The 13213-nt window shown below is 34.7% G+C and carries 10 protein-coding genes; 1 reads left to right on the top strand and 9 read right to left on the bottom strand.

The genetic code is table 11. The features are described 5' to 3' along the window. Positions 1-6: 6 nt before the first annotated feature. The 3 genes from PRVXH_RS01475 to PRVXH_RS01465 all read right to left on the bottom strand — a co-directional run bounded on the left by PRVXH_RS01475 (position 7) and on the right by PRVXH_RS01465 (position 4780). Positions 7-588 carry a hypothetical protein gene (locus tag PRVXH_RS01475; protein WP_353893549.1) on the bottom strand — a complete coding sequence of 194 codons (582 nt, stop codon included), beginning with the start codon at positions 586-588 and terminating at the stop codon, positions 7-9. A gap of 166 nt (positions 589-754) precedes the next feature. Beyond that, entirely contained in the window at positions 755-1615 is an 861-nt protein-coding gene (locus PRVXH_RS01470) for an AbiJ-NTD4 domain-containing protein (protein ID WP_353893548.1), read from the bottom strand. Positions 1616-1867: 252 nt separating this feature from the next. After that, positions 1868-4780 carry an AAA domain-containing protein gene (locus PRVXH_RS01465; RefSeq protein WP_353893547.1) on the bottom strand — a complete coding sequence of 971 codons (2913 nt, stop codon included), beginning with the start codon at positions 4778-4780 and terminating at the stop codon, positions 1868-1870. A 332-nt stretch (positions 4781-5112) separates the two neighbouring features. On the opposite strand from PRVXH_RS01465, the gene PRVXH_RS01460 reads away from it, so the two are divergent. Then, positions 5113-5790, top strand: a complete 678-nt coding sequence (locus tag PRVXH_RS01460) for a hypothetical protein (protein WP_353893546.1) — start codon at positions 5113-5115, stop codon at positions 5788-5790. Positions 5791-5969: 179 nt separating this feature from the next. Here PRVXH_RS01460 and PRVXH_RS01455 read toward each other — a convergent pair whose 3' ends face one another. The 6 genes from PRVXH_RS01455 to PRVXH_RS01430 all read right to left on the bottom strand — a co-directional run bounded on the left by PRVXH_RS01455 (position 5970) and on the right by PRVXH_RS01430 (position 12948). Beyond that, on the bottom strand, positions 5970-6257 hold the full coding sequence (locus tag PRVXH_RS01455) for a DUF2087 domain-containing protein (RefSeq protein ID WP_353893545.1): 288 nt from the start codon (positions 6255-6257) through the stop codon (positions 5970-5972). A gap of 478 nt (positions 6258-6735) precedes the next feature. Then, on the bottom strand, positions 6736-6924 hold the full coding sequence (locus PRVXH_RS01450) for a hypothetical protein (protein WP_353893544.1): 189 nt from the start codon (positions 6922-6924) through the stop codon (positions 6736-6738). Positions 6925-7078: 154 nt separating this feature from the next. After that, on the bottom strand, positions 7079-7489 hold the full coding sequence (locus PRVXH_RS01445) for a prolyl oligopeptidase family serine peptidase (RefSeq protein WP_353893543.1): 411 nt from the start codon (positions 7487-7489) through the stop codon (positions 7079-7081). A gap of 261 nt (positions 7490-7750) precedes the next feature. Further along, entirely contained in the window at positions 7751-8890 is a 1140-nt protein-coding gene (locus tag PRVXH_RS01440; protein WP_353893542.1) for a hypothetical protein, read from the bottom strand. A 563-nt stretch (positions 8891-9453) separates the two neighbouring features. Continuing rightward, a complete protein-coding gene (locus PRVXH_RS01435; protein WP_353893541.1) occupies positions 9454-10935 on the bottom strand; it encodes a hypothetical protein in 1482 nt (493 codons plus the stop codon). A 273-nt stretch (positions 10936-11208) separates the two neighbouring features. Next, the gene (locus PRVXH_RS01430; RefSeq protein WP_353893540.1) at positions 11209-12948 is read right to left on the bottom strand and encodes a methyl-accepting chemotaxis protein; all 1740 of its coding nucleotides are present in this window, start codon (positions 12946-12948) and stop codon (positions 11209-11211) included. Positions 12949-13213: the final 265 nt, after the last annotated feature.

Raw genomic sequence — 13213 nt, 5'->3', positions numbered from 1 at the left:
TCCCCCTTATTTTTTAGCTAAGATTTGTTGTGTTATAGCGGTAAATTCTTTTTCTTTTTCCTCTATCAACCTATAATAGAGATGTTTTTCTCTTTGATGCAGTTTTAATAAGTCTACTATCCATTTCTGTTTTTCTAAGGTTATTTCCTGCATCGGAATGGACTTTAGCACATTTTTGTTGGTGCTAGGTATCCGAGAGCCACTTTGAGATCGCTCTAACTCTCTCTTTACCATAGAAGAGTTTAGATACCAAGATATAAATTGTGGCAAACATTTACGGGTATCAGCTTTAATAATGGCAAAGTAAGACGGAACCAAAAGACCGGCATGCTTCTCATCAATATAAACAGCAGTATGAGGATGACTAAGCCGCATAACTACATCCCCAGCCTCAGTAAAGTAATGAGCCCCTAAAGCATCGCTACTATGAAACGTTTCAAAACCATCACCATTAATAATAACTCCATCATCACCGATGTTATTTAAGGTAAGCAGATTATATGTAGCAGCAACATCACCATTACCGTTAACCTTCTTACGAGCAAGCACAACCCCAGTCTTAACCTCAGCAAAATCACATAACTTCACATTCCCCCTCCTTCTATTTTGTTAAATATTTTATTTAACATTTATATTTGAGTCTATTATACCCAGTTGTTTGGTGAATAGTCAAGGGGTTTTGGATATTTGTGGAAAAATAATTACACCCCATCCTTATGACACTTTTGTGTCGTAAATGGGGTGTTTATTGGGGTTACGATAAATCAATTTCCGCTTGTTGAGCCTTTGATACTAAATAATTAACAAAAGCGGAACAAGTAACAAGCATAAATTTCGCATCTTCAAAATTTACTGTGGAGGAATCGGTAAGGGCATGCCTTATTCCATCACCGTCACTTGTATATCCATATATCTTTATAAATCCCTCTCTTAAGGCGCCATGTACTTCCACACCTAATTTTTCTTCAAGCTCTTTTAAGGCTGGCCTTAACTCTGCTTTTTTATTACCAGATATCAACCTAGCCACGCCCTCCACAGCACTTATAGATTCTTTTATTGAATTACGATAATCTGGATTTTTTCTATCAGACAGCAACTCTAATGCATTATCTAAGTGGGTGGAAACGTGTTTGAGTTTATTATTGTTAAGTGCTGTTTCTACTTCTTTTATTTCATTATCATTAACAATTGAAGTAATGTGGTTGCCAATAAATCGGTACGCTGTTCTTTCTCTTTCTAAGACTTTGTTGCATTCCTTTTTAAAACTCCTTAGATATAGAGAAAATGCTTTACAATTTCCAATAAACTCTATAAAGTCGTATACTTCATACCAATGAGCCTCTTCACTAAAATAGAAATTCTTTATTATTTTGTGTACATTGTCCCAAAACAAATCTTCTATTTCATCAATAGGTAGTTTGAAATAATCACACCACAGGCTGCTTATTAAGTCACTCATCTCAGGGCTAGAATCCCAGTATTTGTCTTTATCAGCTTTGTCCCAATAAAATTTAGTCAAAACATTCCATAGCCCCACTTTTGTCTCATAGTTTAGCTCTTCAACCTGAAGGACTTGAGTAACCTTTTTATATCCATATCTTTCTGAAAATAACAAAACTATCCCCTTCTTTGCAATAATAAGTAAATACATCTTTTACAATAAAGCAAGTTTTCCTGCTCTATTTATAAGATTAACCAATAGCATTCCATATGTAGGGGTGGATCAATATATATTTCTATATTTAAGACTTTAAGTAATCCCAAAGCACCCCATCTAAATGACACAATGCTGTCAAAAGGATGGGGTGTAATTATAACAAACCCAAGATAACCTCCTACAAAAATAAAACGGAGCAAAACAATAAACCTAGTTGTTGTCAGTTACTGCTTTTTTTAGCAATCCGCTGGTTTTTTCTTCATTATTGTTTAGACAGTTTAAATCTCCAAACACTAAAAAACTATCTTTAGCACGTGAGACTGCTACATTTAGCATGCTTTTGTTAGCGTCTATAAAATGGCATTTTTCTTGGGATCCGTAAACTGTAGATAAAATAATTATTTTCCGTTCCCCTCCCTGAAATTTATGAACTGTGCCTATCGTAATAAGTTTTGCCAGCTTTGGTTTATATTTTTTTATAAATTTGGATATATATATTTCTTGTGCTTTAAAAGGGGTTATAACGCCGACTAGGTCTTTTGGATTTTCGTCTTTATAATGTTCTTGTATAGAGTCAATATTTTTATCGATCCATTGAACAATCTCTTTTGCTTCTTCACTGTTATATCTACTTCCACTTTTTTTATTTGAAAGCTGAGTATTGACCTGCTTATGGCCCATATGAGGTACATTTTTTAGTTTAAAATTAAGATCTTTTCGTCCTTCACCCCTTTTAGGTTCTAATTTCCCGTTGTAAACCAACTGGTTACAAAAGTCGATTATTTCATCATAGCATCTTCTGTGCTCGCTTAAAAATAGTCCTCTGTTATCAAACTTTTTGTATTTACAGCTTGTAGCAGCCATTTTCATAATGCTAGATTGCGATGTGTTTACTCCTGCGTTTTTTAATTTGATAAATTCTGATTGGTTATTTATTACGCCTGATTCTATGGCTAAGGCTTTATCTAGCGGTGTCTTTACATTCCAAACAGGTTCTATTTGATGGACATCCCCTACTACCAATGAATTTTTTGCTAATGAAAAGGAACAAGCTGCTACCTCTAGAGTGACCTGGCCTGCTTCATCTACTATAAGTAAATCTATGTAGTTATATAAGTATCCATGTTTTTCACTTCCTTCACTGCAATAGTACCGAAAGTTCTTAGGTAGTTGGTAAAAAGTCATTACAAAACAAGGGCTTAGCATTGCTAGCCTCCTGAAACGCTGTTGTAAACAATCTTTAAATGTTTTATTCTTTTGATAACCCCACTCTTTATATTTTCCTTTGAGCCATAAATATTCAAAATGATGTACAGCAAGCCAAAATTCTACATATCTTAAACTCTTGTCTAACTCATCATTTAAGGCATTTACATTTGATATATTTTTGATCTTATTGAAATACTCTCTATCAAAGTAAAGCTCTAGTTTATCCAATTCATCTTGAATTTGCTTATATAAACTATTGAATTCTTCTATAACCTTTTGCTTTTCAGTTATTTTGTTTCTTTGCTCTACGATGAGTTTGCTATACTCTTCTTTTATCTGCTCCATTGACATTGAATCTTGTAAGAAATCTTCCGTCGGTTCTATAAACAACTTATTTTCAAGGACAATTTTCTTTTTAAAGTATGGAATAAAATCCAGCCATCTAAAGATAAAGGGAATAGATTTATAGTAAGTATCCCATTGTTTAAGTCTATTCTTTAGCTTGTTAAAATCCTCTTCAAGTCTTTCATTTTCTTTGCCTAAAATTTCTAAGTATTCTAGAAGCGACACGTCATCTCTGTACTCATTATATCTAAAAATAATATCTAACAAGCTCTTTTTTACAGACTCTGCTCTTTGCAGTTCGGAGTGTATTCTTTCACCGCATTGTTTAACATTTGTATAGTCACTATCAAAAAAAACATTAACGTTCTCAATATAATAGTCCTGGGATTTTTTTATGTTCTCTGAACTATTCACTTGTTCAAAAAAATGATGTCCTAGTTGATTAGTGTATTGGAATCCCTCTTTAGTTGCGTCTTTTTCCTTTTGTTGGGATGGAAAGTATGTTGCAAAACTGTTTACACCCTCTATCCATCTTTTCTCTAAGTTTTTTAACCCTGCTTTTTTAATACTACCAAATGATTCTATGATATTTGTGACAGCTTGATTGTTTGTAGATGTAGCTACAATAATTGGAGGAGCTTGATTATTTAGAGCTCTTTTTACAACTAAATCAGCTACTATAGACTGTAGTAATGTGGTTTTGCCTGTCCCTGGCGGTCCGTTTACTGCTAACACTTCCCCATCGGTTGTATTAACAAAGTGGTTTATGCATTCACGTTGGGATGGAGAAAGTGGGTACTCGCCCCCCATTTGTCCACTATGTTTTTTCATTTGAATAAGGTCGTTTGTAATAAGCTCTTCGGTGTCAGTCTCCTCTAACGAGGTTAATTTTTCGTAAAGCTTTACATCCTCTCTTAATGAACCGTTCTCATCACTATTTTTAAGCATATGATCATACAAATCTATGATACCTTGGGTCGCATTTATCGTATCGTCATTAAAAATATATACTTTATCTTCTAATTCTTCTCCATTAACGGTTTTTTCTTTAAAGTCAGTTTCTGTTGTGCATGAATATAGCTTTTTTGCAAACTTCAAATAATTTTCCCAAGTTTTAATCTTGTACCTTTCAGCTGTTTTGTCACTTAGAAATTTATCCATTTTAGCGCTTTTACCGATTGCTAATACACTATCTATGTTAGGTTCTAAAAACTCTCTTGGAAACCAAGGTGATTTATTAACATTATTAAAGGTTAATGAGCCATCTTTATTTAAAATAGCTGGTATGAAGTATATTCCAGTTAGTTCATCTATATCTGTACTTCTCTTTATTTGCTCATCAAAGTTAGTTTTAATTGTTTTTGCAGCTATAATAACTTCTATACTTGTTTTTTGGGAATTTGCTTTTTTCGACAAGCTGTTAAAAATTGCTTCGTCTAATTTTCCCCTTTCTAAATCTTCATAAGAACATTCTATAAATTCCCCTGATTTAAAATCAATCTTTTGCTTAGAGTGTGAGGCAAGGGCTTTCCTAAAGTATGTTGTTACTTCCCGTAGTTTCTGACTCATAGTCACCATCCTTTACTGAACTTTGCTGAATTTTGTTGGATTTTGTTGTTAACTTAGATATTCGTTGTTATTATAGATAACACCTGTTTAAGTAAATAGAAATTCTCTATTTTATAAAGAGTGTTAACATCAAAACATTGTTATGCGCGCTTTGATATCTCATCTCTTTAATTAATTAACTTCATTTGTCCAAGCTTATGAAACACCAAAAGTATGGAATACACTAATGGTCACGCTCGCACCTTTTTTTAATAAAAGGTGTTTCCTTTTGACATACGTTTGTCAATAAGTTTTGTTATGCTTTTTATAACAAATACTTAGGAGGGTTTTTAATGGAATTAATTGGTTTAGTAGGCTTGGGCATGACTATTTTTGCTATTATAGCTCTGGTGAAGGGTAAAGCAAAATTATGGAAGTTCGAAATTAAAGAGAAAAAGATGGCTGTAATTGTTCTAGTAATTGGGCTTTTTATTACTGGTATAGTTGGTGCTATTACCGAAACTAACAGTGCTTCTAAAGAAGAAAAAGATGAATCTGCTGTTGTTGATTCAGAAGAAGATGATGGTGAAGATGAGCCCATTGAAGAAGAAGAACCTGAACCAGAGACACTAGATAGTTATGTAAAGAGAGTGATCTCTGATACCATAGGTGATGAAACTAACCGCAGTAGTTATCCTGAGCGTATTAAAGATACTAATATTGGGGATGGAAATGTAGTGCTTCATCTTATAAGCAATGATAATTTGTCTAGGAATGCAATAAAAGGCGGCATAAAAATTGACAGTGAAAGGCTGTTTCCTGAGTTGTTTGCTAATGAAGATGTTGATTTGGTTGATCTTGTTTGGTATGCTCCGCTAACCGATCAATATGGTAATGAGGAGCTACGAGAAGTTTTGAATATTAATATGTGGCGAGAAACATATGAAAAGATTAACTGGGATAATTTTTTAAGGAGTAATTTCGAAAATGTAGCAGATTCATACTGGGAGCATACAGCTTTTAGTAATTAAAGTAGGCGATACAATTTATTGCTCAGCGGTCAACCCCTATTCTTTCAGAGTTTGGGGGTGAATTAGAATGTCCGCTACCAATGAATTACCTGCTACGTTAGTGGTGCACGATGGAGTTAAGACAGTTTGAACAGGTTTAGATGTATTTAAAAAGGGAGCGCTTTCGCTCCCTTTTTTGTCTAGCGTTTTATCCAATATTTGCTTCCGTCTTTTGTTCTTTCCATAAATCCAAATTCTATTAAATATCTTCTTATTGTCACATAGTCTGGGTATATGTTCTCTATTAGATCGTTGACTTCTTTTTCTGTGTATTTTGAATTAGGGTTGAATTCTTCTGCTATTCGCTTTAGGATTACTGCTTTTCGTTTTTGCTTTGCTGGCATTTGCTTTAGTTTTAACTTCTCATTTTCTTCAAAGTAGTTTTTTATAGTTTTTTGAGCTTGGGTTGTTTCAAATATTTCATTCATTATATTTTCCTCCTGTGAACGGTTTCTGTAGTTGCATCTTACTTTAGGGATTGAATTCTCCTTTGCGTTTTTGGAGTCACAATGGGTTTTAATTTAAGTAATATAATCCTTCGGCTAGACCTCAAGATGGCAGCTTTATAGCCAAATTAGGTATTTGTGCCGCAGGCAATAATTTATCTGCTACGGTGATTGATAGGCCCAAAGCAAGTGCTTGGATACGAATGGGGTTTTGATAACTGCATTATTAGCTGTTTTTATCTGTTTGCTACTTTTTTGAATAACTGTGGTTGTATTTGTGGGTAGGTTAGGTTGCTGGGCAGCTGATGAAATAATTTGATTTCACCTATCTCTAAGTCAGGCAATTTGCCTAGCTTTTGCACTTCGGCATAATATAGCTTGCCAAAGGATTCTTCTTCTCTTTTTACAGAATAGACGGATACAGGTTTTATGATAAATTTCTGTGCTCCTGTTTCTTCTATTAGTTCTCTTTTAGCGGGTTGTCAATGGATTCTCCCCTTTCTCTACGCCCTCCTGGTATTTCCCATGTGGTTCTTTCTTTATGTTTTGATAGAATCCATTTTCCTTTGTATTTAGCCATTATTACTGCAAATTTTAGTTGGTTGTCTTGAACTGGTTTATCGCCATAGAAAATTATTTCTATATTCATTTAGTTTACACTCCTTTTTGTGGAATGATAAGCTCCTCCGCTGATGCTCAGAGGATGGCGAGGGTGGCTTAGGTTGATAATCGTGGCCTAGGATGACATTTAAATTGCATTGATATGGATAATTGGAAAATTGCTTACCAGATTTAAAATGTTATTAGGTGGATATTGATATCCACTTGGAAAATTTGTTGTACCACTGACGTGTTAGTCCGCTATGTCCTTCTCCTTGTTGCACATGGATTGTGCAGTTGGGGTTTACTTTTGTTATTTCATCAAAAAAATTTTTAACTTCTTGATAGGGGCAGTTTCTATCTTCTGAGCCGTGAAAGATTATCATGGGGATGTCTTTAAATAGTGATATTTTGTCTGGAGTGCCATAGTCCGGTCCCCCACAGAGTGTTTTGCCCATACTATGGTGTCCAGAAAATATAGCTAAGCTTGTGAAGAAATCTGGGCAATAGTCATAAATCCTGTAAACACCATAGCCGCCCATCGAAAAGCCACCTAAGATTGTTCTGGCTTTTGGGATGCTGAAAATACCAGCTATTTTTCTGGTTAATTCCACTACATCCTCCATCGCTTCTTCTGGACAGTAAAAGTGGGATGTCCCTCTAGCAAATGGAGATAAAATTATAATGTTATGCTCATTTGCAAATTTATGTAGGAGTTTATTATTTTGAATAAATCTATCGTCACTTCCGCTACCGTGTAGAAATACTAATAGCTTTAAAGTTTTATGGTTGGCTGGTTTAGGTATGTATATTGAATAGGGCTGTAGGGTTTTGTCTATATCGCTTAAGTGTGCTAATCTATTTGCTTGGTTTGGTTAAAATAGGTGTTTTTTTTCTTTTACTTTTTGAAGATCATTTATGGTGCTTTTATAATATGATTCTATTTTTTGAAATTCTTCGTAGGGTTTGAGCTTTTTAAGCTCCTCCATCATGTTCTGCCATTGAAATTTTGTGGAGATAATACTTTCTTTAATAAATTGATCAGTTGATTCTTTGGTTACCCAAAGGTTATTTACATCCTCTTTGACTTTTTCAAATTTTGAATGGTCATAGATAAATACCGCTCTATTTTCTTTTACATCTAAGTCCTTGCCTGTTATTTGAATGTCTATGTCATTTTCTCCTAGAGGTAGGTCTTCCAACACAACAGGGAATGTAGTTTTAAATAGTTCTTTATTGATCAAAATCTTCTTTTTTGATAAAAGCTTGTTTTTGCAAGTAACTTGTAAAGTGGCTTCTTTGTTTACATTGCTGTTGATGGCAAGTGATAGTTTAAGCTGTCCTCCTACTTTACAGTGTTTACTGTTTATGTCTAAATTATATTCTATCTTATCAGCAGCTTTAGGTTTTTCAAACTGGTAAGGCAAATATTTTCTCAAGGACTGTTCGCTTTGAATTTTGCTGTCTTCTTTTAAAATATATGTGTTTTTGCCGTCTATGGTTGCTTGAACATAGCTTATGTTGTAGCCGTATTTTTCTAAAAGAAGCCCCTTTATTGGTTGTATCTCTTTCCAAGGTATTTTTGCCATGATATATATCCCGGTTTTAGTTTTACTGGTTTTAATCACTGTGTCTTTTAGATGGCTAGTAGCAAGGTCTATATTTTTATACCATACAAATTTTCTGAATCCGTCTGTTGCTAATGGGCTTATGCCTATGACGTAAAATTCATCGCTAGGTAAGTTGTTTTCTTTAGGAGCTGCTAGGACTAGGTGAAACCCATCACCGTTTTGGTATGATCGATCGCGGTGGGTTATTTCCTCTTGTTTGGTTTTTATTATTATGTAGAGGTGGTTTTCTGAGTAGCATGCTATATTTTCTATGTTTGTTGTTTCGTTGGGACTATCAAGCTGAAATGGTTTAAGTTTATTAGCGTTGAATTCGTCCCAAGCTTTACTAGGGCTTTTGAAAATTGCATCTGCTTTTTTACTGTTTAAGTAATAAAACTGATTCATTCGATTTCCCCCTTTAATATGTTATTTGAATAACTTCTAGCTAGAGTTTTGTTTTCCTTGTTTACGTTTTTATAAATATATTAAATCTGCGAAAAACTCCTTTTTAAAATTAGCTGCATGCTGGGCGTTGATATTTTAGGTTAATATGTTCTTGTTTAAACCATGACAAAATAATTATACCTACTATTTGTATGACAAAACATTGGGGTCTGCCATGGAAATAAGAGATAGCCCCCCTAATATATTACGTATAAATTTGCGAAATTCTTAGGGCCAGGCCTTTGATATTTTGATATTCGCCAAATGGGTCATGGGCAAAAAAAAGGAGCGCTTTTTGCGCTCCCTTTTTTGCCCATGTTTTTAGCTAATCTTTGCTTTCGTCTTTTGCTCTTTTTCGGTAAACTTTTGGTTTAAAAGCATAGATTCTTCGCTTATCGCTCAGATTGACAGGGTAAGTTTTACATGCTTGGTCGTTTGATTTGAGCTTGCTTGGAAAAGTTGATTTTTTATATAAGTACAGCTTATGGGGCCCTTGGTTGCTTACCTCTGCCAGGGGTCAGGTGCTAAAGTGAGGAAGAATATTCTTTTACCCTAAACTCTCCATCTTCACTTCTGTAAATCTTATACTTAATCTGGTACTTACCTGCTCGTATATTATTAGAAATATCTTCCTTTAGCTCCACATCAATGATTACAAACTCATCTTCCACTTGAATATCTATTAGCTTTGGGTCGTTTATTAGTATGGTTGCTCCCATAAACATGTTGGGCACATAGTTCATAACATAAGCTGAAGTATCTTCATCTAAGGTTAGCTCTTCTGCTTGGATAGATACGGTGGTTGGTTCTTGATGATATTGTTTTAGGGCAGAGTCGATTTTTTTGATTGCTTGTTCTTCAAACACATAGTAGTGATTTATATACTCTTTGTCGGTTTCTTCTTCTTTAAAGATTGTCGTTGGAATCGCCTCTACTTTATTGCTCCATAGCGTTAAATTTTTAAACCATTTGTATAGCTGATTGGGATCTTTTTGCAAAATATCTTGATGGGCTTGCGCTGGGCGTAGGTGTTCTGCTTTTTCAATGCCTTGTTTAACCTGTGCTTTAGTTATGACTTTATCATTTTTTAGGGCTTTTTTAAGTGCGTCTAGATGACTTATGGAGAAAGGTTGCTTATGGTGGAATGCAGTTGGCATTTTCATCCCTGCATCTAGGTATTGTCTGGCTTTGGCCCAGTTTTCTTCTTTTATAGCTTGCTTTATTATGTCTATTAGTTCAGGCGTTATGATGCTGGATAGCTCGTATAATTTTGGTTCAACTTCGTGTTCGGCCAGGTTTGGGGCTTTTTCTACATATTTAGCTGCTTTAAGCCAGTTTTGCTCATCTATTGCTTTTTGGGCTTTGGAAAAATATTTTTCCAATTCTTCATTTATAAAATGGGCTCTTATATTCATATTTGTATAATCTTTTGCTATAAATTTAAGGGTTTCGTCGAAGATTTCTTTTTCTTTAAACTCATTATCATCTTCCCAATAACTTTTTGTCCATTTTTCAAATATATAGCCTTCTTTTTGTTCGGGCTTTAGGATTACTTCTTCTCCATGAAAGCATTTAATCCTTTCTTGCGATCCTGGTGCTTTTTGAACAAAGTATGTGTATGTGGCTTTTTCAAAGTGTGCTACATAGGTTTGGCTATCCTCAACGGTTAAGTTAAAAACTCTTGTTCGAGGCACACGCTGCTCCTTATCTTCCGCTGTCCACTTTACGAATGCGTATCCTTCATTTGGCTCTGCTTTGATGGTTATCCCCTCTCCTACTTTGTATCTGCCAGTTCCCGTTATGGTTGCAGATCCTTCGGGGCTGACTTGAGCGTTAATTCTATGGGTGGATGAGTAGTATGATATTATTAAAAATGCACTTATCACTAGTATCAAGGCAGCAATGTTTATGAACTGGTAGCGAGACTGGTTATTTTTGTCTTCTTTGTGCTCCTCGCTTATAGGGGCTGCTTTATTTTTGTCCTTCTTGCTTTCTCCCATTTTCATCTCTATGTTCAACTCCTAAGTTTGTTTTGGTAAAAGTTTTAAAATAACCTGCTTAGGTATAAATATTCTACTTTTTATATAGTTATCCTTTTAATTTTATGCTTCTGTAATTGTTTAAAAGATCTATTTTCCCCACGGTACAGATAACATAAATGGATTTTGGTGGTTTGGGAGGACCGTATGTTTTGGGCATTAAAAAAGATAAAGGGAGGTTTTCTCCCTTTATCTTTTTTGGAACTGGCTTATCTAGACCTAGTAGGCATATTTAATTGCTTAAAGCTTGAATTTAGCTATATTTCCTCTAAGCTCTTCAGCTAGTTTTGCTAGCTCTTCGCTGGATCTTGTTATTTCTTCTGAGGCGGCGGATTGTTGTTGTGTGGAAGCTGTTATCTCCTCTGTTCCCGCAGCATTTTGCTGTGCTAAAGCGGCTATATTTTCTATAACGCTTACTATTTCATCTTTTTTTATTAGCATGGTATGCCCAGAGTCATTTACGTCCTTTAGTGAAGCTTCTATGCTTTTAAGTTTGTCGCTAATTTGCTCAAATTTTGATTTTGTTTCTGTAACTAGGTCTGATTGCTCTAAAACTATTGATTCAGTATCTTCCATAACTTTTACAGTTTCATTACTCTTATTTGAAAGCTTTTCTATTGTCTTACTCACTTGTTCTGCTGATTTAGCAGATTCCGCAGCTAACTTACTTATTTCTTCTGCTACTACTGAAAATCCTTTTCCAGCTTCTCCTGCCCGAGCTGCCTCGATAGCTGCGTTTAAAGCTAGCAAGCTGGTTTGTCCAGCTATATTTTTTATAACTTCATTAGCTTCTGTTATATCTTGAACTCCTTTGTTAGTTTCTAATACATTGTCATTTATTGTTACGATTGCATCATTGGTCTGCTTGTTTTTTTGCGTTAGGTTATTTACTATACCGCTACTGTCATTTTTTATGCTATCTATTTCTTTAGTATAGATGTTAAGTTTATCGACGTTATCTTGGTTTGTTTCTATACACGTACCAAGGTCATTTATGTTTGCTGTGCCTTTTTCCGTTACTTGTGCTTGAGAAGTTGCTCCCTTTGCTATTTCTTCCACTGATTTAGCGACTTCTTCCGATGACTTTGAGAATTCTTCGCTGGTGGCAGAAAGCTCCTCTGCGGAGGCTGCCAGCTGTTCTGAAAAGTTTGAGCTTGCTTTTATAAGGGCTGATACTTCTTTTTTCATAATGTTATAGGCACTAGCCATTGTTCCTATTTCATCTTTTCTTTTTGTATACTTGTCGATATTACTATGTTCTTCATCGGTAAAATCTAATGATGCTAACCTTTCTAGTCTGTTGGTTATATTTATGATAGGTTTGGTTGTACCTGCCCCAATAAGATAACTAGCTATAAGGCTTAGAACAATTATTACGATAGTCACGATTGCAACCACTAAAACTCCTTGGTCTCTTATGCTCCCTATTAAGTTATTAACATCATTTACCGACATGCCTGTAAAGTATAGTCCTATTACTTCATTATTGCCATCTGTTATGGGTACATATTTGGTAATAAAAGCTTCATCTAATATATTTGCTTCACCAATGTAGTTATTACCTTCGATGACTTCTTTATGTATATGATCATGTTCAAGTTCTGTTCCTACGACGTAGTCTCCTTTTTCATCGGTGATGCTGGTTAAAACTCTTACAAAGTTACCGCCTGAACGCTTAAAAATAGTAACCTCTGTTCCCGATCTTTTTGCAAAGTCTAACAAAACGTCGTGCTGATCTGTTATTTGATGGCCGTCTTCAGTTACCAATTGACCGCTATCTAAGCTAAGGTCTCCCATCTCATTTTTTATCCTGTCTTCAAGTAAGTTAATTGTGCTACTTAGCCTATCTTCACTTGTTACATCCATCACAGTTCTTGTGACATTATCACTGCTAATAAAACCTAGTGTTACAGGTATTATTGCTGCTATCAATGTACATAACGATATAAGAATTATAAGCCTAGTTTTAATACTGTTCATTTAAATTCCTCCTTTTGATAGTGCATCTAAATAGTAGGTCCTAGTCTTAGCTTGATTTTTAACCTATTTTGCTAAGCGATGAGGTTATATTAAATAAGAATGAATAAAGACAATTTGGGACTTAGGTCCTATCAATTACAATATTCGACATTTTTCTTAAAACACCTTTAAAAAGTAAATGTTAAAATTTTCATGTTATGTGTTGTTTGCCGTCAGCTTATGCCCTTTTGTATTTTTTCTGTAGTAGCAGAGCGATAGTGTGGTC

The sequence above is a fragment of the Proteinivorax hydrogeniformans genome (assembly GCF_040515995.1).
GTDB lineage: Bacteria > Bacillota > Proteinivoracia > Proteinivoracales > Proteinivoracaceae > Proteinivorax > Proteinivorax hydrogeniformans.
This window is presented reverse-complemented; position numbering and strand designations above follow the sequence as displayed.

What these genes read in the sequence shown, in the direction of transcription:
- PRVXH_RS01465 (WP_353893547.1), bottom strand. Translation starts at nt 4,780, where the DNA reads ATGAGTCAGAAACTACGGGAAGTAACAACATACTTTAGGAAAGCCCTT.
- PRVXH_RS01460 (WP_353893546.1), top strand. Translation starts at nt 5,113, where the DNA reads ATGGAATTAATTGGTTTAGTAGGCTTGGGCATGACTATTTTTGCTATT.
- PRVXH_RS01450 (WP_353893544.1), bottom strand. Translation starts at nt 6,924, where the DNA reads ATGAATATAGAAATAATTTTCTATGGCGATAAACCAGTTCAAGACAAC.
- PRVXH_RS01430 (WP_353893540.1), bottom strand. Translation starts at nt 12,948, where the DNA reads ATGAACAGTATTAAAACTAGGCTTATAATTCTTATATCGTTATGTACA.
- PRVXH_RS01435 (WP_353893541.1), bottom strand. Translation starts at nt 10,935, where the DNA reads ATGAAAATGGGAGAAAGCAAGAAGGACAAAAATAAAGCAGCCCCTATA.
- PRVXH_RS01455 (WP_353893545.1), bottom strand. Translation starts at nt 6,257, where the DNA reads ATGAATGAAATATTTGAAACAACCCAAGCTCAAAAAACTATAAAAAAC.
- PRVXH_RS01440 (WP_353893542.1), bottom strand. Translation starts at nt 8,890, where the DNA reads ATGAATCAGTTTTATTACTTAAACAGTAAAAAAGCAGATGCAATTTTC.